This window comes from Corallococcus sp. M7 (genome assembly GCF_054512695.1).
Genome location: NZ_CM137252.1, coordinates 420,585 through 440,694 on the forward strand (window position 1 = coordinate 420,585; position 20,110 = coordinate 440,694).

Here is a 20,110-nt window from a genome sequence, read left to right on the forward strand (position 1 = left end):
TGATATACTTGAACCCTGTAAATTCCTTGATGACTGGTTTCTTCCGGCCCAAAGACAACCATCCAGGTTTCAATCCCAACACCGGGTCCCTCTAGGAGAGCGGATGTACGAGAACATCGAACGCATCAAGGCCCCTACTCGCGAAGTCTTCCTCAACGAGTACGTGCGGAAGCAGAAGCCCGTCATCATCACGAACCTGTTCGACGGGCAGCCCATCAGCCGGCTGTCCAGCCTGGACATCGCCCGCAAGGAACTGGGGGACATGCCCGTCGTGGTGCAGGAGGGCCACGAGGAATACTTCACCCGCATGCTGTCGATGCTCATCTCCAAGGACTTCACCTTCCAGGACATCGGAAAGAACCAGAGCACGGTGAACGGCTATCTGGAGATGGTGGCAAAGGACCCTGACAGCCGGCTGGTCTGCGCGGAGGTCCCGCGGTCGATGATCCAGAAGGTAGAGGCGGGATACACCATCCCCGAGTACTGCCATCCGGACTCGGGGGAACCCGACGAGTACACGTCGATGCTGTGGCTGGGGAATGCGGGCAACTTCACCCACATGCACTTCGACGCGGACTACAAGAACATCTTCCAGTACCAGCTCTGGGGGGAGAAACGCGTGGTGCTGGTCCCGCCCACGTCGTCGCGGAAGATCCTGCCCATGCGTAACAACAGCGCGCTCAGCCCGGAAGGACTCAGCCAGGAGGAAAATGACAACTTTGTCCGCTACGTCGGGGGTTATCAGGCGGTGGTGCGCACCGGCGAGACGCTCTTCATGCCCGCGCTGATGTGGCACTACTTCGAATACATGGACACCAGCATGGCCCTGACCATGCGCTTCCGCCGCAACAAGTACCTGCGCTTCCTGGCGGAGAACTTCCACACCGACTACCGGCTCCAGCACATCGCCTGGAAGCTGGCCAATGAGCGGGCGGTGGACGAGCAGGGGCTCAAGGCCTTCGCGCGGCTGGAGGCGGAGTTCCGCAAGCCCATGGACAACCCCATGGAGAAGGCGACCCACCTCCAGAAGACAATCAATGAGATCTACACCAGCTACTGCACGGATGGGCTGAAGGGCGACCTGAGCCGTCCCTTCCTGGAAGAGATTCGCGGAGCCATCCGGAACATGGATGTGCTGGCGGGTTCTCTGTATTCAGACGAGCGTCCCACCGCCTGAGTTTGTTTTTGGGCTGGCGCCCGCCCAATCCCTTGCATCCGAGGGGTTGTGGCGGGCGCCGCACCTGAGACGTCTCAAAGCCCCCACTGGTGGGACCACTTGAGCAACCAGGTGTCCGTGGTGGCGCCGTCCAGCAACTGGTTGGGCGCCAGGCGCGTCACCTGCGCGGTCCCCGGGGTGGTGGGCAGCTCCGTCTGGGCGCGTGAGTAGACGAAGTACAGCGTGGAACCCAGCCGGTACTCCCAACGCAGCACGGCGTTGAGGTTGAGCGCGGACTCGTGGAAGTCCGGGTCCAGCGCCGTGGTGGTGGGCGTCAGCCGCGCCAGGGGCAGCCGGCCGTTCGCGTCCGGGGTGCCTTCGAAGAAGGGGCCATAGCGGCCGTACGCGGAGAAGAACTGCGCGTACGCCTGGAGCGTGAGCCGCGGGGTGAGCACCAGCAACTGCCGCAGCGTGAAGGACATGGCGCGCGGGTGCAGCTGGCCGAACACGAGCCTGCCGTCCTCGTCCCCCACGTAGCGGGGACCGTCCAGGTTGGTCAGCAGCTCGCTGGTCAGCTGCGTCTCCAGGCGCGGCGTGGGGCGCCACGTCAGGGTCACCGCGCCGCCGCCGCCCGTCTTGGAGGGCAGGGGCGCCGGGGCGGAGATGCGGCCCACGTAGCCGTCCAACTGGAAGGAGAGGGCGCGGTTCTTGTCCGTGGAGCCCGCGCACGCCACGTACCGGTACGGCGGGCGCTCGTAGGGGATGCCGGTGAGGGGAATCTCGCGGATGTCGCTGCGCCCGGTGAGCTGGCCCAGCTCGCACTCCACGGCGTGGAAGCCGGGCAGCGTGGCCAGGGCGCCCACCGTGAGCTTGTGGCTGAGGCGGATGCCGCGCCCGTCCGTCGTCCAACTGGTGAAGCCCTGCACGGAGGAGGAGAAGTCCAAGAGCGGCCCGAAGCCGGTGGGCCGCACGAAGGAAACGCGGCCGGAGGCCTCCTGGAGGTTCTGGGTCGGCTGGTAGCCCGTGGTGCTCAGCTCCAGGCGCGGCGACAGGTACTCGTAGCCCACGTCGAAGCGGAAGGGCTCACCGCCCTGCTTGCCGCCGCTCACGTAGGCCCCCAGGCCCAGGTCGCCCGGGCGCAGGAGCGTGCCGTCGCGCAGGGGGCGCCCCGCCTCCGGGCCTCCTGCCACGCGCGAGCCGGTGAGCTGGCCGCGCACGCCCCAGGCGCCATCCGTGCCGCGCACGTCCCAGTCCAGCGCCGCCGCGTTCCCTCCGGCCACCCGGCACGCGTCGCGCTCGGCGGGGTCCGTGGGCAGGAGGCCCGAGCACAGGTCCGACAGGGGCGTCGCCGCCGCGAAGGTGCCGCCCACGGACACGCCGGTGACGGGCTGCTGCCGCAGCACGACGGTGAGGAAGTTCTGCGCGGGGTCCGCCTGCGCGGGCAGCTCGTTGTTGGGGCCCAGGTGCAGCGGCCGGGACGGGTGGAAGCGGATGCGCCGGTCCGGCGGCGCTTCGCCGTCCTCGCCCACAAGGTCCGTCCGGGGCGCGGAGGGGCCCATCACCACCGCGTCCAGCACGCCCACCTGGAGCGTGTCGGTGAGGTTTCCGGTCAGCTTCACCGCCGCCAGGATGGGCGTCTCCAGGCCGATGCGCCGCGTGTAGAAGAGCGTCTGCGAGGACTCGCCCACCGGTTGGAAGACGTCCATGCCCTGGAGGAAGAAGGGGCGCTTCTCCGGGAAGAACTGCTCGAAGGTGCTGAGGTTGAGGATGAGCTGATCCGCCTCCACCTGGCCGAAGTCCGGGTTCACCGTGGCGGTGAGCGTCAGGTCGCTGGTGAGCGCGGCGCGCAGGTCCACGCCCACGTCCGCGGAAGGGGAGCCCAGCCGGGGCGTGGGCCGCGCCGGGTCCGCGTAGCGGGGGCTCATGCCGAAGCGCGCGGCCACGTAGGGCGTCAGCTGCACGCCGGTGCGTTGGGGGATGCGCTCCAGGCCCTCCAGGTGCCCGAAGCGGGACACGAAGGCGTTGTCGTTGCGCGGCAGCAGGGTGGAGTCGATGACCTCGCGCGTGCGGGCCAACTGCCGGCGCACCGCGAGCCCGAAGGTGTGCGTGGGCGCCTCCGGGAAGCGCAGCAGGTGCAGGGGGATGACCAGCTCCGCGGACCACCCGTCCGGCAGGTCCGCGGCGGCGCCGTCCCAGACCGCGTCCCAGTCCTCGGTGTACTTGATGTCCTCGAAGTAGAGGACGTCGCGGAGGATGCCGCCCGCGTTCACCGTGAACGCGTACGCGGTGCGGTGGTCGTGCGCGCTGTCCACCATCACCGTGACGGAGTCCGACTCCGGAGGCCGGTCCCTGCGCCCCAGCTGGCGGTTGATGAGCAGGGGCTGCGAGTCGCGCGCCACGATGCCGACGTAGAGGTTGTCGTCGTCGTAGAGGACGCGCAGGTCGGTGCGCTCGCTGGGCGCCGCGCCGTTCTTCGGGAAGGTCTGCACGAAGCGGTCGTACAGCGGCGCCTGGGCCCACTCGGCCTCGTCCAGCCGGCCGTCCAACTGGATGGGCTTGAGCGTGCGCCGGGCCTGGATGGCGCTGGACGCGGGCGGACCTTCCGCGCGCGGCGAGGCGGCCCAGAGCACGGTGAGGAGCCCCATGAGCAGGGGCCCCGTGGAACTCGGACGGGAAACGAAAGACATGGTGAGGAGTGCTCAGGTCCAGCGGAACAGGCGCACGGCCAGGGCGAAGCAGGCGGAGCCCCACGTGCCCAGGATGGCCAGGTCCGGCAAGAGCGCGGACAGCGACGCGCCTTCGTTGATGACAGCGCGCATGCAGGCGTTCATCGCGCTCAGGGGCAGCGCCCGGATGAGCGGCTGGACCGCGTCCGGGAAGTGGCTGGAGGCGAAGAAGATGCCCGCCAGCCCCATCATGGGCACCATCACCACGTTGATGAGGCCCACGGCCGTCTCGCTGGTGCGCGCGCGCGACGCGCACAGGAACGCCAGCCCGCTGAAGGCGAACGTCCCCGCCAGGGCCACCGCCGCCACCGCCGCGAGCGAGCCGTGGATGGGCATGCCGAACGTCAGGCGCGCGAAGCCCAGCACCAGCGGCAGGTCCACGCACAGCACGAACACCACCCGCGCCAGCGCGAAGGACAGCAGGTACTCCGGGCGGCGCATGGGCGTGGCCGCGAAGCGCTTGAGCAGGCGGCGCTGCCGGGCCAGGACGATGACGAACGTGATGCCCCACATGCTGCCGGCCATCACGTTCATGCCGACCAGGCCGGGCACCAGCCAATCCACGTAGCGCGTGCCGGGCGCGCTCACCGCGTCGTCCTTCACGGGGCGCGCGTCGGCGCGGCCGGCGTCGCGCTGGAGCACGTCGTCCACGAAGGTGCGCGTGGCGGGGGACTCCGGGCGGGTGGGGTCGAAGCGGTAGGCCAGCGCGCCCCCGGTCTGCTCCGGGGGCGTCACCTGGAGCGCGAACCGGCCGGTCCGCAGGCCCGCGTTCGCCTCGGTGGCCGGGACGCGCTCGGGCGTGAGGCTCGGGTGGGCGGCCAGGGCCGCGGCGACGCGCTCGGCGCCGGGCCCGTCCACCACCGCCACGCGCGTGCGCGGCGTCACGCCCTGGTTGAACGCGCTGCCCAGCGCCACCGTGAGGAGGATGGGGAAGACGAACGTCCAGAAGATGGTGCCCGGCTCGCGGATGAACTCCCGCAGGCGGGTGAGCGTCAGGCGCGCCAGGGGCGGCATGCGCCGTCCCCGAGCGGGCCGCGCGCCAGCGAACGCGTCCAGGGTGGGCTCAGTCACGAAGGTTTCTCCCCGTCAGGGACACGAAGACGTCCTCCAGCGTGGCGTTGCGCGTGGTCAGCCCGGACAGCTCCGCGCCGCGCTCCGCGATGCGCGCCAGGATGGAGGGCAGCGCCAGGTGGGGCCGCGACACCGACAGCGCCAGGCGGCCCGTGAGCGTGGTGCGCGCGGCCGTCACGCCGGCCACGGATTCGAAGTCCGGCGGCCCCAGCGCGGGCTGCGTGGTGAGCTCCACCACGTGCTCTCCGCCCAGCGACGCGACCAGCTCCGCGGGCGTGCCCACCGCGATGACCTGGCCCTTGTCCACCACCGCCACGCGGTCGCAGAGCTGCTCCGCCTCGTCCATGTAGTGCGTGGTGAAGACCACGGTGCGCCCGCGCGCGCGGAAGGCGGAGATGAGCTGCCAGAGCGCCCGGCGCGACTGCGGATCCAGGCCCGTGGTGGGCTCGTCCATGAAGATGAGCTCCGGGTCTCCCGCCAGGCTGCACGCGATGGACAGCCGCTGCCGCTGGCCGCCGGACAGCCGCACCACCCAGCTGTCGGCCTTGTCCGTGAGCTGGAGCAGCGCCAGCAGCTCCTCCGTGTCCGGCCCCTGCGAATAGAAGGACCGGAAGAGCTCCAGCGTCTCGCGCACGGTCAGCTTGTCGGAGAGGAGGTTCTCCTGGAGCACCACGCCGATGCGCTGGCGCAAGGCGTTCCCGGCCTTCTCCCAGGTGCGCCCGAGCACCTCCACCTCGCCGCGGGTGGCCGTCTGGAGTCCCTCGAGGATCTCCAGCGTCGTCGTCTTGCCGGCGCCGTTGGGGCCCAGGAGTCCGAAGCACTCGCCGGTGCGGACCTCCAGGTCGAGCCCCCGAACCGCAGCCACATCACCGAACTCTTTGTGCAATCCCTGCACACGGATGGAAATCCCCACCTGTCCGGAAATAGACAAATTCCCGGATGCGAACAAGGAGGTGGGGAGTAGGCGCGGAGCTCAAGCGGGCTTGATCACCACGAGTCCGAACATCAGCGGCACGGAAGGCAACTCCTCGGGTGGCCACATGCGGCGGCCCTCGGTCTCGCGCATGCGTGGGAAGAGGCGCGCGCCGTTCGCGTACGGGTACTCGCGGAGGGCTTCGAGCCGCAAGCCCGCGGACAACAGGGCGGTGATGATCTCCCCCAGGCCCCACTGGAACGTGTGGTCCGGATGCGGGTTGCGGAAGTCCTTCACGCCCTCCTGGAAGCCCCAGGGCACGAGCGCGTCCTGCGCCTGCGCGACGTAGTCCGTCACGCCCGAGGTCTCCACATGCACGCCACCACCATAGGGGTAGTGGAGCCTCCACTGCTCGTCGAGCGTGAGCGCCAGCGGATGGAAATCGACGACGACGAAGCGGCCTCCCGGAGCGAGCACACCCGCGAGTCCCCGGGCCCACGCGCCCAGGTCGGACAGCCAGCACATCGCGCCGTAGGAGGAGAAGGCGACGTCGTAGCGCGTGCCTTCCGCGGAGGCGGCGGCGAGCCAGTCGTAGACGTCCTGCCGCACGAAGGTGCCCGGGAGGCCGGACGCCTCGGAGAGCGAGCGCGCGAACGCGATGGCCTCGTCGCTGATGTCCACGCCCGTCACCCGCGCGCCCTTCGCCGCGAAGCTCAGCGTGTCCTGCCCGCTGTTGCACAGGAGGTGCACCAGTGACTTGCCCCGCACGTCACCGACGAGCTCCTGCTCCTCGGGGAAGAGGGTGGATTGGCCTTCGCGCAGCACGCGGGCCTGGTCGCCCTTGTGACTGTTGTGGGCCGGGGTGGCCTCGTTCCACGAGCGCCGGTTGGCTTCATGCAGTTCTTTGGAGGGAGCCATGGGGCCATGATTCCAGGGGTGCAGGGTGCAAGGGTAGAAGAGAGGGGTGACTTCCTCCTGGTTGCCCCTGCACCGGGCCCGCGCCGGCACCCGCGTGCGCCTGTTCTGCTTCCCGTTCGCGGGCGGTGGCGCGTCCGTGTTCCGCCCCTGGGCCAGCGTGCTGCCCGAGGGCATGGAGCTGGCCGCGGTGCAGCCGCCGGGACGCGAGGAGCGCCTGTCGGAGCGGCCCTTCACGTCGCTGTCCGCGCTGCTGGAGGAGATGGACGCGGCGCTGTCGCCCCTCCTGGAGGACCGGCCGTTCGCCTTCTTCGGGCACAGCCTGGGGGCGCTGGTGGCCTTCGAGTGGACGCGGCGCCTGCGCCAGCGAGGTGGGCCCGCGCCGGTGCACCTCTTCGTGTCCGGAGCGCCCGCGCCCGGCCTGCCGCGCACGGGCCCGCTGCTGCACGCGCTGCCGGAGCCGGAGTTCCTCCAGGTGGTGCGCCAGTTGGGCGCGGGAGCCTTCGATGGGCTCCCGGACGCGGGGCTGATGGAGGCGTGGGGACCGCTGCTGCGCGCGGATCTCCAGTTGGCGGAGAGCGCGGCGCCTGGACCCGGTGAGCCGGTGGACGTTCCCCTCTCCGCGTTCGGAGGGCTGGATGACGCGGCGGTCTCCCGGGAGGAGCTGGCCGCGTGGCGCGAGCGGACGCGTGGCGCGTTCTCCCAGCACATGCTGCCCGGGGGGCACCTCTTCATCCGTGCCGCGTACCCCGCCGTCATCCAGGTGATGTGGCGGAAGCTGCGCGGGGTCGTGCCGGGACTCTGAGGCGCGTCAGTATTCGCCGGTCACGCTCACCAGTGTCTCGTCCGTGACCGCGAAGCCGAAGGGCACCGGCATGGTGTCCTCCGGGCGTTGGGACGCGGGCGCGCCAGGGGCCTGGTCCAGGTCGTAGCGCACGGCGGTCGCACGGAGTTGGACTCGCGTGCCTTCGGGCACGGTGAGCTCCAGTGGCAGGCCTCCTGGAGGCACGTCCCAGTACTCCAGCAGACCGCCGCCCGGCGCGTCGCGCAGCCGGGCCACGGCGCTTGCGTGCACCCCCTGGCCGGCGATGGTCAGCGCCCGCAGCGGCGTGCCCGCGCCGAACCGGACCTGGAGCAGGGGCGCGTGCTCCACGGACTCCACGTGGAGCAACAGCCGCCGCAGCCCGTCCCGCGTCTCGTCCTGGGTCACGCGCACGCTGGGGGCCGGGAGGGGACGGTGGGGCGCGGGCACCACGCGCACGTCGCGCCAGAAGCGGGGCAGGTAGCTGTCCAGGCGGCGCGCCGGAGCATCCGCGCTCACGAAGCGTGAGGCCCACGCGTCCACTTCGAAGTCGCTGGAGAGCCAGTACGCCTCGCCCTGAGTGGCATCCACGGCGTAGGCGACGCTGCTGGGGCGTGGGTCGCTCGCGTCGAAGCGCTCCCGCACCACGCCCACGCCCAGGAGCACGCACGCCAGCGCGAGCACGGGCAGCGCCACTGTGCGGCCGGGACGCGCCATTGGCGCGAAGACCTGCGGCCACAGCAGCGCGAAGAAGGGCGCCACCGCCAGCGTCGCCACGGATGCCATGGCGAGCGTCAGCGCGACGTAGAGGTTGAGCACCTGCGGCACCCACAGCAGCAGGGCCGGAATGGCGCTCATGGCCAGCAGCAGCCGGCCTCGCGCGGAGGGCTGCTCCGGCGATCCGCGAAGCCGTCCTCCGAGCGCGATTGCGCCCACGAGGGCAGGCACCGCGAACAGATAGCTGAGGCCCGGCGCCGCGAACGCACTGGCCGCGCCCAGCACGGCCCACACCGCGAGCGCCCCCGCCGACAGTTCCTCCGCGCGCGCCCTGCGCTGGAAGAGCGCCTGGACGCCAACTACCGTCGACAGCGTGAGCGCCAGCAGCCCCGCGATGAAGAAGGTGCCGTGGTAGGCGTCACCCTGCGGCAGCACGCCCAGGCCTCCGTCGATGCGCAGCACCAGCCACCACGCGGCCTGGACCGCCGCCGCGCTCGCCACCGTCGCCGCGAGCAATGCTCCCGCGCCCCATGCCAGCCCGGATGCGCGCAGCCGGCCCCTTCGCAGTCCCTGGGCAATCACCGCCGCCACCGCGAGCAGCGCCAGCAGCGCGATGGGCGCGGCCCAGGTGGCCGGGTGGTGCACGAGGACGGGCCCGGCGTTGAAGTAGACGGCGTCCTCCGGCGGCGCGGGCTCCAGCGCGTCGTTGCCCAGGTGCCGCGCTAGCGCGAGCATCACCTCTCCGTGGTGCTGGAGGCTGTCCAGGCCGAAGTGGGCGAGGTCGTCCGTGCGCGCGTGGTAGCGCATGAACCCGTCGAGGAAGCCGAAGTTGAGGCCCGTCTTCCCCCGCTGGAGGAAGACGGAGAAGTCCGTGTCGTTCTGCAACCGCCGGTACACCTCGTCGAACAGCGAGCTGGCCTGGGCGGGCGCACCCGAGCGCGCCAGATGCTGGATGAGCCAGCGGTTGCCGGGTCCCGGCTGGAACATCAGCGAGGGCCCCTGCGAGCCCCGGGCCTCGAAGTTGAGGACCACGGAGATCCGCTCCGCCAGCGGGTGATGAAACGCGAACGCCCGCGCCCCCACCAGCCCCGTCTCCTCCGCGTCCGTGAAGAGGAAGAGGACGTCGTTGCGCAGCGGCGGACCCGTGCGCAGCGCCCGCAGCGTCTCCAGCATCGCCGCCACGCCGGCCCCGTCATCCGAGGCGCCGGGCGAAGTGGGCACGGAGTCATAGTGCGCGACGATGGCGATGACGCCTCGGCTGTCCTGGCCCTTCACGTGGGCGAGCACGTTGTGGACGGTGGCGCCCGGGATGGACTGCTCCTCCATGTCCGGGTGGATGGCGGCCGTGGCCTGCACCTCCGGCGTGACGCCCAGGCCGCGCACGGTGTCCACCAGGTACTCGCGCACCTCGCGGTGGGCCTGCGAGCCCACGGGGTGCGGACGGGCCGCGATGCGCGCCAGGTGCTCGCGCGCACGCCCCGCGGAGAACACCTCCGGGGGCGCTGTCGCGGGCAGCGCCGTGGGCGCGGAGGCGAAGTGCAGCGCGAGCGCGGCCGTGAGCGCGGTGAGCACCACGGCCGCGAGGCTGGCGAGGCGGGAGCTCATGCGCGGACCTTCACGCCGCCGCTTCCGGGGCCACCACGTCGAAGCGGATCCGCTCCAGCGCCCGCGTCACCGCGCGCTCCACGTGGGCGCGGTCCTCGCCGCTCGCGATGACGTGGCCCAGCCGGTCTCCGGAGCTCTCCGGCGGACGCACGCTGACGCCCGGCGCCTTGTCCACGGACACCTCGCGCACGCCGTCCTCCTGGCGCGCTTCCTCCACGCCGTGCACCGCCGTAAGCCGCCCCGTGCTGGCCGCGGTGAGGAAGCGGATGGAGGCCGTGGCCTTCTGGCGGGGCGTCAGGTCCACGGGCCGCCCGAGCAGCTGCTCCAGCAGCACCGTCAGCAGGTCGATGCCGGTCGCGTGGCGCACCAGCTCCGGAATCATCCCGCCCGCGAGCCGCGGGTTGATCTCGATGACCACCGGGCCCTGGGCGCAGAGGCGGATCTCCGTGTGCGCGGGGCCCAGGTCGAAGCCCACCGCGTCCAGCGCGGCCACCACGGCGCGCTCCAGCGCCTGGCGCTCGCTGTCGGCGATGGGCGCCGGAAAGTCGTGGCCCATCTCCACGAAGTGCGGCGGCGCGGACAGGTGCTTGCGCGTGACGCCGATGACGCGCGTGTCGCCCCGAGCGAGCGTCACGGTCTCCACGCTGAACTCGGGCCCGGTGAGGAAGCCCTCCACCAGCACCTCGCCGGCCAGCGCCTGGCCGCGCTCGTTCACCCGGCGCGACGCGAGCGACCGGTAGTGCGCCAGCAGCGCTTCGGGTGTGTCCACGCGCCGCACGCCGGTGCTGCCGCTCTCCGCGGTGGGCTTCACCACGCAGGGATAGGTGGCCTCGCGGCTCACCTGGAGCGCCTGGGCCTCGGAGGAGACGAGCCAGAAGTCCGGCGTGGGCAGGCCCGCGTCGCGCAGCACCCTCCGGGCCTCGTGCTTCTCATGGCAGATGCGGGCCGCGTCCGGGTTCAGGTAGCGGAAGCCGTACCGGGCGGCCAGTTGCGCCACCAGCGGCACGTAGAACGTGGAGAAGGTGAGGAGCGCGTCCACGCGCGTGCGCGCCGTCAGGGCCCGCACGCAGGCGTCCATTGCCTCCTTGTCGTTCGTGTCCGCCTCCAGCACCTGGAGGCCCGGGCTGCCCGCGAGCTTCGCGAGGAAGGGGTACTTGCCGGGCTGACGGGTGATGAAGGTGACCTGCTGTCCCTGGGCCACCAGCCGCTCCACGGCGAGCTTGCCGGTGCCCGTGGTGTTGCTCTCGATGAAGGCGAAGTGCGCGCGCATCACAGCCCCAGCTCCCGGGTGAGATCGCCGCTGAGCGTGATGTCCGGCGCGTGGTACGGGACGCCGCCGTCATGGGGCAGCGGCGCGTGGCTCCAGCGCTCGGCCACGTCCACGCCGTAGCGGATGGCCTGTGGGGCCGCCGCGGCGGTGTGCTCCGGGCCCGCGATGTGATGCTTCGCCAGGTAGTCGTCCGAGTAGATGGTCTCCCCGTAGCGGTCGCCCTTGTCCGGGAAGATGCCCACGACGTGCGCGTCCGGACCGAACTGCTCCGCGAGCCACGAGCCCACGATGTAGACCGCGCCGGACGAGCCGCCCGCGAAGATGCCCTCGCGCCGGGCCAGCTCACGGCAGCCCTGGAACACCTCGCCGTCGGACAGCCAGTGGGCCTCGTCGATGACGCGGTAGTTGATGTTGCCCGCGATGATGCTGTTGCCGTGGCCACTCTGGAGCCGGGGGCGGTTGGGCTGGTGGAACTGCACGGAGCCCACCGCGTCCACGGCCACCACGCGCACGTGCGGCAGGCGCTGCTTGAGCGCGGCGGCCGTTCCGCTCAAGGACCCGCCGCTGCCCACGCTGGCCACCAGCGCGGCGATGTTGCCGCCCAGCGCCTCGGTCAGCTCCTGGGCCATGGCGCTGTTGTACGCGCCCGGGTTGCTGGGGCTGTCGTATTGGCGCGGCCAGTAGGCACCAGGCACGTCGCGCAGCACGTCCCGCAGGCGCGCCAGCCGCGACTGCTGCCAGCCGCCGGTGGGGTGGTAGGCGTCCACCACGAGGACCTCGGCGCCCAGCGCCCGCAGCTTGGCGGCGGTGCTCACGTCGATGCGCGGGTCGGTGATGATGATGACCCGGTAGCCCTTGACGGTGCCCACGCGGGCCAGGCCCTCCGCCATGGTGCCGGAGGAGCTCTCGACGATGGTGCCGCCGGGCCGCAGGTCGCCCCGCGCCTCCGCGTCGGTCACCATCTTGAGCGCGACCCGGTCCTTCATCTGACCGGGCATGGACAGCTCCAGCTTGCCCCACAGCGTCGCGCGCGGCCGGTTCACGGCGCGGCCTCGCAGCGAGACCAGGGGGGTGTTCTTCATCAACTCCAGGACGGACGAGACCTTGAGCATGGCGAGAGGACGGGCGGGTTAGGGGGTCGGGAATCCGGAGGCGGTGAGAAGCGCGGTGACGGCATGCTCCAACTGGCCACGCGCGTCTTCCTGTTCGGCGCGCCAGACATGGAGGGAGGTGGTGAGGCCCGGGTCCTCCAGCGCGGCGAGCTGGAGCCGGACGGAGTCGGGCGCGGGGCCTCCACCATGGGCGGCGGCCTCCACGCAGGTGGCGGGCTCCAGCGCGCGCGCCAGCTCCGCCTCGTCGAGCGTGAAGGCGCGCGAGGTGACTTCGAGCAGCAGCGCCTCCAACCCGCGCCGGGCCTCCGCGGCGGTGAGGGGCGTGTCGCCCGTCTTGCGCGCCACGAGCCGGGCCACCACGTCGTGGGCCGTGCGGAACGCGAGCCCGTGCCGTGCGACCAGGTGGTCCGCGACGGCGGTCATCGTCGTGTCCGCGTGGACCAGGAAGGCGCGCATCGCGTCCGGGCGGACGCGCACGTGCTGGAGCAGCAGGTCCATCAGCTGGAGCGCCTTGCTGATGCCCCGGAGCGCGGGCCACAGGTGCGCGGAGACTTCACCGCTGACCTCCACGCTGTTGGTGAAGGGCGTGTTCTTCAAGCCCATCAGGGCGTTCATCAGCGCGCCGGTGGGGTGCACCGCCTGCCCGCGGATGTGCTCCAGGACGAAGGCGTTGCGCTTCTGCGGCATGATGGAGCTGGTGCTCACCAGGTCATCCGGCCAGTCGAGGAAGCCGTAGGCCATGCTGGCCCAGGCCTGCAGGTCATTGGCCAGCCGCGTGAGCGTGGTGCCCAGGAGCGCCAGCGGCGCCAGCACCTGGATGACGAAGTCCCGCGAACCGACGGCGTCCGCGGAGTTGAGCACCGGCGCGGAGAAGCCCAGCAGCGACGCGACCTCGTGCGGATCAATCGGGAACGACGTGCCACCGCCGGCCGCGGCGCCCATGGGGCTGCGGTTGACCGTCGCGTAGCTGCCAGCGAGCCACGCGGTGCCCCGGACGAGCTCCGACAGCACCGCCGTCAGGTAGTGGCCGAACGTGGAGGGCTGCGCGGGCTGCTGGTGGGTGAAGGAGCTCATCACCGTGCCCGAGTGCGCGTACGCCTGTGTGCTCAGCGTGCGCGACAGGGACTCGCAGCTGGCGAGCACGCTCAGGAGCTCCGCGCGCAGCCGCATCCGCGTCACGGTGGCGTTGATGTCGTTGCGGCTGCGGGCCACGTGCGCGGATCCGCCGACCTCGCCTCCCAGCCGGTGGATGTATTCGTTCTCGTACGTGAGATAGAGGCCGCGGTGCGACGCGGGCGTCTCGAACACCAGCTCCCCCGCGTCCGAGCGCCGCCGCAGGTCGCGGTTGACGGACAGGAGGCGCGCCACGGTCTCCGAAGGAAGGATGCCCCGGTGCGCGAGCATCACCAGGTGCGCCGCGTCGATGCGCAGGAGGTGCGGCAGCACCGTGCGCTGGTCGTCCGCGAAGCCCGGCTCGTAGAACAGCCGGAAGAGGACGGGGTGGGGTGGCAGCGAAACGCGGCCCAGCGTCTGCGCGCTCATCGTGCGTCCTCCGCGGCGATGTCCGCCACCACCGCGCCGGTGAGCCGCTGGATGTCCCGCGGCGAGATGCGCAGCATGTGCTGATCATCCCCGCCGCCGCCGAAGACGATGTCGTACGGGAGCACGCGCGAGTCGATGACCACGGGCAGCGGCGTCGCGTGTCCCACCGGAGGGACGCCGCCCACGGCGTAGCCCGTCAGCCGCAACACCGTCGGCGCGCTGGCCAGCTTGAGCTGCGTGAGCTGGAGCGCGGCGGCCACCTTCGCGGTGGCGATGCGGATGTCGCCGGGCGCGATGGCCAGACACGCGCGGGACGCGTCCTTCTTCCCCTCGAAGACGATGGTCTTGACGATTTGCGCGGGGGCCACGCCCAGCGCCGCTGCCGCCAGCGGCACCGTGGGCATGTCCGCGCCAGGGTTGATCAGCGTCGCGGAGACCTGCGAATCACGCAGGTACTGCTCCAAAAAATCGCGTCGGGAAGGCGCATCCGTCGTGTGCATGACGGACGCGATTTTAAAGATTTCCCCTCTTGCGTACAGGGTGCCCGCGGAGCGGAACCCGTGACGGTGGATCCGCTCCGCGCGCGTGTTTCACGTCGTGCGCGCGAGCTTTACGCGCTCACGCCAATGCCAATCGGGCAGCTCACGCCGGTGCCACCCACGCCGCAATAACCCCCCGGGTTCTTCTGCAGATACTGCTGGTGGTAATCCTCGGCGTAATAGAAGGCCGGAGCGGGCAGGACCTCCGTGGTGATGTCGCCCAGGCCCTTCGCGTTGAGCGCGGCCTGATAAGCCTGCCGCGTCTCCTCCGCGGCGCGCTTCTGCGCGTCGTTCGCGAAGTAGATGCCGGAGCGGTACTGCGTGCCCGCGTCGTTGCCCTGACGCATGCCTTGTGTCGGGTCGTGGTTCTCCCAGAACACCTTCAAGAGCTGCGCGTACGTGACCTTCGCCGGGTCGAACACCACGCGCACGACCTCGTTGTGGCCGGTGAGCCCGGAGCAGACCTCTTCGTACGTGGGGTTCGGCGTCAGCCCGCCCGCGTAGCCCACCGCGGTGGAGTACACGCCGGGCACCTGCCAGAACTTGCGCTCGACGCCCCAGAAGCAGCCCATGCCGAAGATGGCTGTCTCAAAGCCCTCCGGCACCGGACCCTTCAGCGGGGTGCCCAGCACGGTGTGCTTCTGCGGAACCGGCATCTCCTGCGGGCGGCCTGGCAGCGCCTCCTGCGGAGTGGGGAGCCTCAACTTCTTCGGGGACGTGAAGAACATGCTCTAGCTTTAGCCCCGGGCCCTCCCGTTTTCACGCCCGGCGCACGCCCACCCGCCCGCCCGCCGTCCCACCAGGAATGCCCCGCCCGCCCGACGGTTTCCCAGGCCTCCCATGCGCACCCGCCTCCTCGCCGCCCTCTGTCTCCTGGCCCCCACCGCCGCCCTCGCCGCCAAGGACCCGCGCTGCGCCGGCAAGCCCGCCGCCCGCGCCGCCCGCTTCTCCGACACCGCCCTGAAGGGCAGCTCCGCCGCGGAGCGTTACGCCGCCTACGTCCAGGCCTGTGCACTGGATGACGTGGTGGCCCTCACGCAGACGCTCGTCCGCTTCAAGACGGTGAGCAGCGAGTCCCCCGCCGCGAAGAACCCGGAGGTGGCCGCCATGGGCCGCGCCCTGGAGGCGTGGGCGAAGCAGCACGGCTTCGGCTTCCGCACCGTGGGCGCCAATGACGTCTTCGAGCTGTCCTGGGGCGAGGGCGAGCCGCTGCTGGGGCTCGTGTTCCACGGCGACGTGGTCCCCGCGCCCGCGCATGAGTGGAAGCGCGCGCCCTTCAAGCCGGTGGTGGAGAAGGGCCGCCTGTACGGCCGGGGCGTGGAGGACGACAAGGGCCCCATCGCCTCCGGGCTCGTCGCGCTGGCCATGGCGAAGGACCTGGGCCTCAAGCCCCAGGGCAAGGTGCTGATCATCATCGGCAACGGCGAGGAGAGCGACTGGAACGGCATGAAGAACTACGCCGACACGCAGCCCAAGCCCACGCACGTCATCTCCGTGGACTCCGGCTACCCGGTGATGGCCGCGCAGTCCGGCTTCGTCGCGTGGACGCTGGAGGCGCCCGTGGGCGCGGCCCCCGCCACGCCGAAGGAGGGCATCGTCGCGCGCGCCGTGGACGTGAGCGCGGGCGAGTTCCTCACCCAGGTGCCCGGCACCGCCACGCTGAAGCTCGCGCCCGTGAAGGGCCAGACGCCGGAGACGGTGCTCGCCGCCGTGAAGGCCGCCATCGCGCAGGAGTCCTCCGCGCGCAAGGACCTGAAGGCCGAGGCGAAGCGCGTGGGCGATGCGGTGGTGCTCACCACCCACGGCGTGGCGGTGCACTCGTCCACCGCGGACGAGGGGCACAACGCGCTCTGGGACGTGTCCGCCGTGGCCTCGCGCCTGGCGCTGGAGGACAACGGCATCGCGGCGCTCTTGCGCGTGGTGGCGAAGCGCTTCGACGGCGACCACCACGGCGAGAAGCTGGGCCTGAAGTACCAGGACGCGCTGATGGGCCCGCTGCTGGTGGCGCCCACCGTGCTGCGCGTGAAGGACGGCACCGTGTCCCTGGGCGTCAACATGCGCCGGCCGCAGGGCCAGGACGCGGCGGCCTTCAACGCGTCGCTGGACGCCGCCGCGAAGCGCGTGGGCGAGGACTCCGGTGGCCAGGTGAAGGAGGGCGCCGGCCGCTACGTGGGTGACCCGCACGTGGCGGACACGTCCGGCCCGCTGGTGAAGACGCTGATGGACATCTACCAGCGGCAGCGCAAGGCGCCGGACGCGGTGCCGGGCTCCATCCGCGGCGGCACCTACGCGCGGCTCTTCCCGCGCGCCGTGGACTTCGGGCCCGCGTTCCCCAACGAGCCCTACACCGGCCACGCCCCGGATGAATCCATCGCGCTGGAGACGCTGGACCTGAGCACGCGCATGCTCGCGGAGGCGGTGCACACGCTCGCCATCGCGCCCGCGTCCGAGGTGAAGGCCGCGCCGTGACGGCGGCTCACGGCGGCAGGTAGCCCAGGGGCGGAGGGACGCGGGGCCAGCGCACGGTGAAGGTCGTGCCGTCCCCGGCGGCGGTCTCCACGCGGACGCTGCCCCGGTGCACCTGGACGATCTCGCTCACGATGTAGAGCCCCAGCCCCAGGCTGCGGTGCTTGCGGCCCTGGTCCGGCACGGTCGACTGCTTGAACGGGTCGAACAGGTGCGGCAGCAGCTCCGGCGGGATGGGGTCGCCCTCGTTGCGCACCCGCATCACCACGTCCACAGCCTCGCTCGTGAGCGTGGTGACGACGGGCGAGTCGTTCCGCGCGTGTTGCAGCGCGTTCACCACCAGGTTGCCCAGCACCTGCGTCACCCGGTCCGGGTCCCAGTCCCCCCACAGGTCCTCCCCCTGCACCTCCAGCACCAGGGGCCGCTCCGGATAGACGACCTGGAGCTCCTCCAGCATGCCCTGGCACAGCTCCTCCATGTTCACGTGCTGGCGCGTCACCGGGATGCCTCCGCCCAGGCGGCTGCGCGCGAAGTCGAGGATGTCGTTGATCATCCGCGTCATCCGCGCGGTGGCCTTGCGGATGCGGTCCACGGAGCGGCGCGCCGTCGTGTCCAGCGCCGGGACCTTCCCCAGCATGAAGGCCGACGCGTTCACCGCGTGCAGGGGGTTGCGCAGGTCGTGGCCCAGGACGGCGATGAGCTCCTCGCGGAAGTCGATGGCCTGCTGGAGCGCGGCCTCCGCGCGCTTGTAGTCGCTGATGTCCACCACCGTGTTGCCCACCCCCAGCAGCACGCCGTCCGGGGTTCGCACCGGGAAGTAGTCCACGCGCCAGGACCCCGCGCGGCCCCGCACCGGATCCGGCCCCTGGATGAGCACGTCCTGCACGGGCTGCCCGGTCTCCAGCACCTGCCGCATCGGCCGCTCGACGGATGCCACGAGGTCTTCACGGACCATCTCGCGCACCGTGCGGCCCCGGTGCGCCTCCACGGACCGGCCGTTGAGGCGCGCCAGCGTGCCGTTGATGCGCAGGTAGCGCAGGTCCGTGTCCATGAACGCGATGCCCACGGGCGCCGCTTCCAACAGCGAGTCCAGCAGCGCCAGCGACCGCTCGGCCTCCCTGCGCGCCTCGTGCTCACGCGCGTGCAGCTCCGTCTGGGCGATGTGCGCGGAGGCCCGCTCCGCGACGGCGTGGAAGAGCAGCACGTCCGAGTCGGAGAAGTCGAAGGCCGTGCGCGAGCCCATGTACGCCATGCCCAGCAGCCGCTCGCCGTCCATGAGCGGCAGGCCGTACAACGCGCGCAGCCCCGCGCGGCGCAGCGGACCGACGAGGACGCGCGGGTCCGTGGCGGCCGAGCGGACGAAGAAGGGCCGCCGCTCCAGCGCCGCCCGCCCGCTCACGCCCTGGCCCACCGGCACGCGCAGGCCCTTCACCTCGTGCATGCTCAGGCCCACCGAGGCGCGCACCACCAGCACATCATCCTCCAGCAGCATCACCGCCGCGGTGTCCACGGTGAGCGCGGACTCCATCAGCCGGGTGAGCAGGCGCTCCAGGAGCGTCTCCATGCCCGGGTCGTCCAGCGTCGCCTCGGACATGCGGTCCAGCGTCTGGAGGATGCGCTGCTTCATGTCCCAGAAGAAGGTCATGGTCCGGGTGACCACCCGGTCGAGCATCTCCTCCATGCGCGTGAGGTCTCCGGGACGCAGCCGCAGCTCCAGCGCCTCCAGCCGGTGGAGGATGCAGCGGCGCAGGAGCGCGTACTCCCGCGCCACCTCGCCCAGGTTGAAGCCCGCGTCCAGGCGGGCCGCCGCGTGCGCCGCCTCCAGGCGCTCATCCAGCGCCTCCGGCCCCGACTCCATCGCGTCCGCCAGGGCGCTGAGCAGCTCCGGCAGGTGGTCGATGAGCCAGGGCTGGCGGACGGTCTCCTTCCCGCCCAGGTCCTGCATCACCGCCTGCTGCCATTCCGCCAGCAGCACGTCGTGATTCGCGCGCAGGAACTCCGCCGCGGACGGACGGGGGCCGCCGCGCGCAAGCTCGTCCATGGAGTGTGAATCCGGCTCCTGCATCGCCAGTCTCCCCAGGCCAACGCCCGGTCGCGCCGCTCCTCGCGGAAAGTCTGCGCATGGTGGGCCCGGCGCGCTTCGTCCCTCCATCCAATGGAGGGGGCCGCCACGAGCCCTCGCCCGCCGGTTCCGGGCCGGGCCCTGGACGCACCGCCCGGCGGGCCGTTCACCTTCGTGCGCTCGGCCGGCCCTGGGGACGTTCGCGCCCCAGGGCACGCGCACGCTCGGGTAGGGTGGCTGGCACAGCATGCGCACCCTCCTGCTCAACCGCTCCGCCGTGGCCCGCAACATCCAGGCGCTCCTGCTCCTGGACGACCTTCGCGAGGCCTTCCGCACCGACGTCCTGGCCCGCACGGTGGCCCCGCAGCGCGTGCGCGCGCCGCTGCACTCGGTGGGCACCGCGCTGGTGCTCTTCCCCGGCTGCGTGCCCGGCATCCCCGCGTACACGGTGAAGGTGCACTCGAAGTTCCCCGCGCAGAAGCCCGCCATCCAGGGCGTGGTGCACCTGCACGACCTGGTGACCGGAGGGCTGCTCGCGGTGATGGACTCCGGCCACCTCACCGCCGTGCGCACCGGCGTGGTGGGCGCGCTGGCCGCGGACGTGCTGGCCCGGCCGGACGCGACGCGCGTGGCGGTGATTGGCGCCGGCCGCCAGGGCGTGCTCCAGCTCAAGCAACTGCGGCTGGTGCGCACGCTCAGCCAGGTGCGCGTCTACGACACGAACATCGCGCACGCGAACGCCTACGCGCAGCGCATGTACCAGGAGCTGAACCTGCCCGTGCGCGTGGAGACGTCCGTGGCGGACGCCGTGGCGGACGCGGACATCGTGGTGACGGCGACGTGGAGCCACCAGCCCTTCCTGCACGCGGGCATGGTGCGACCGGGCACGCACATCACCGCGCTGGGCGCGGACGAGCCGGGCAAGGCGGAGCTGTCCCAGGACCTGCTCGAGCAGTCGCTGTTCGTCTGCGACCACCGCGGCCTGAGCGTCTCCACCGGCGCGGCGGGCGCGGTGGGGCTCACGGAGGCCGCCATCCACGCGGAGCTGGGCGAGGTCCTCGCGGGCCTCAAGCCCGGGCGCACGTCCCAGGAACAGGTGACGGTGTTCGCCGGGGTGGGCCTGCCCTTCCAGGACCTGGCCGCCGCCTGGCATGTGTACCAGTCGGCGACCGGCGACGAGGACGTGCCCACGCTCGACTTCAACGAGTAGCGCG

15 protein-coding genes are annotated in these 20,110 nt (G+C 71.6%); 4 read left to right on the forward strand and 11 right to left on the reverse strand.

From position 1 onward, the window contains the following. The first annotated feature begins 103 nt into the window (after positions 1-103). Positions 104-1,177 carry a cupin-like domain-containing protein gene (locus ACX114_RS01760; protein WP_459294053.1) on the forward strand — a complete coding sequence of 358 codons (1,074 nt, stop codon included), beginning with the start codon at positions 104-106 and terminating at the stop codon, positions 1,175-1,177. Between the two features lie 74 nt (positions 1,178-1,251). Here the strand turns inward: ACX114_RS01760 and ACX114_RS01765 are convergent, their stop codons facing one another. The 4 genes from ACX114_RS01765 to ACX114_RS01780 form a co-directional block, all read right to left on the reverse strand. Then, a complete protein-coding gene (locus tag ACX114_RS01765; protein ID WP_459294055.1) occupies positions 1,252-3,801 on the reverse strand; it encodes a DUF5916 domain-containing protein in 2,550 nt (849 codons plus the stop codon). A gap of 54 nt (positions 3,802-3,855) precedes the next feature. Continuing rightward, a complete protein-coding gene (locus ACX114_RS01770; protein ID WP_459294057.1) occupies positions 3,856-4,953 on the reverse strand; it encodes an ABC transporter permease in 1,098 nt (365 codons plus the stop codon). Then, positions 4,946-5,818, reverse strand: coding sequence for an ABC transporter ATP-binding protein (locus ACX114_RS01775; RefSeq protein ID WP_233586025.1), 873 nt, complete (start codon positions 5,816-5,818; stop codon positions 4,946-4,948). Before ACX114_RS01775 ends, ACX114_RS01770 begins: the two co-directional genes overlap by 8 nt. 108 nt (positions 5,819-5,926) lie before the next feature. Then, positions 5,927-6,784 carry a class I SAM-dependent methyltransferase gene (locus ACX114_RS01780; RefSeq protein ID WP_459294059.1) on the reverse strand — a complete coding sequence of 286 codons (858 nt, stop codon included), beginning with the start codon at positions 6,782-6,784 and terminating at the stop codon, positions 5,927-5,929. Between the two features lie 46 nt (positions 6,785-6,830). Between ACX114_RS01780 and ACX114_RS01785 the strand changes: the two genes are divergently transcribed. After that, a complete protein-coding gene (locus tag ACX114_RS01785; protein ID WP_459294061.1) occupies positions 6,831-7,586 on the forward strand; it encodes a thioesterase II family protein in 756 nt (251 codons plus the stop codon). Positions 7,587-7,592: 6 nt separating this feature from the next. Here the strand turns inward: ACX114_RS01785 and ACX114_RS01790 are convergent, their stop codons facing one another. The 6 genes from ACX114_RS01790 to msrA all read right to left on the reverse strand — a co-directional run bounded on the left by ACX114_RS01790 (position 7,593) and on the right by msrA (position 15,096). Then, the gene (locus ACX114_RS01790; RefSeq protein WP_459294063.1) at positions 7,593-9,905 is read right to left on the reverse strand and encodes a M20/M25/M40 family metallo-hydrolase; all 2,313 of its coding nucleotides are present in this window, start codon (positions 9,903-9,905) and stop codon (positions 7,593-7,595) included. A gap of 10 nt (positions 9,906-9,915) precedes the next feature. Then, entirely contained in the window at positions 9,916-11,175 is a 1,260-nt protein-coding gene (locus tag ACX114_RS01795) for an ATP-grasp domain-containing protein (RefSeq protein WP_459294065.1), read from the reverse strand. Next, the gene (locus ACX114_RS01800) at positions 11,175-12,257 is read right to left on the reverse strand and encodes a cysteine synthase family protein (RefSeq protein WP_459294067.1); all 1,083 of its coding nucleotides are present in this window, start codon (positions 12,255-12,257) and stop codon (positions 11,175-11,177) included. Before ACX114_RS01800 ends, ACX114_RS01795 begins: the two co-directional genes overlap by 1 nt. A gap of 48 nt (positions 12,258-12,305) precedes the next feature. Continuing rightward, complete coding sequence (gene argH, locus ACX114_RS01805; protein WP_459294069.1) at positions 12,306-13,829, reverse strand: argininosuccinate lyase; 1,524 nt, start codon at positions 13,827-13,829, stop codon at positions 12,306-12,308. Next, the gene (locus ACX114_RS01810; protein WP_459294071.1) at positions 13,826-14,329 is read right to left on the reverse strand and encodes an aminoacyl-tRNA deacylase; all 504 of its coding nucleotides are present in this window, start codon (positions 14,327-14,329) and stop codon (positions 13,826-13,828) included. The genes argH and ACX114_RS01810 overlap by 4 nt, the downstream gene beginning before the upstream one ends. Before the next feature lie 110 nt (positions 14,330-14,439). Next, positions 14,440-15,096, reverse strand: a complete 657-nt coding sequence (gene msrA / locus ACX114_RS01815) for a peptide-methionine (S)-S-oxide reductase MsrA (protein ID WP_459294073.1) — start codon at positions 15,094-15,096, stop codon at positions 14,440-14,442. Between the two features lie 112 nt (positions 15,097-15,208). On the opposite strand from msrA, the gene ACX114_RS01820 reads away from it, so the two are divergent. Then, positions 15,209-16,837, forward strand: coding sequence for a Sapep family Mn(2+)-dependent dipeptidase (locus ACX114_RS01820; RefSeq protein ID WP_459294075.1), 1,629 nt, complete (start codon positions 15,209-15,211; stop codon positions 16,835-16,837). Between the two features lie 7 nt (positions 16,838-16,844). On the opposite strand, the gene ACX114_RS01825 is transcribed toward ACX114_RS01820, so the two are convergent. Further along, the gene (locus ACX114_RS01825; RefSeq protein WP_459294077.1) at positions 16,845-18,875 is read right to left on the reverse strand and encodes an ATP-binding protein; all 2,031 of its coding nucleotides are present in this window, start codon (positions 18,873-18,875) and stop codon (positions 16,845-16,847) included. Between the two features lie 268 nt (positions 18,876-19,143). Here ACX114_RS01825 and ACX114_RS01830 point away from each other — a divergent pair, with 268 nt between their 5' ends. After that, positions 19,144-20,106, forward strand: coding sequence for an ornithine cyclodeaminase family protein (locus ACX114_RS01830; RefSeq protein ID WP_459294079.1), 963 nt, complete (start codon positions 19,144-19,146; stop codon positions 20,104-20,106). Positions 20,107-20,110: the final 4 nt, after the last annotated feature.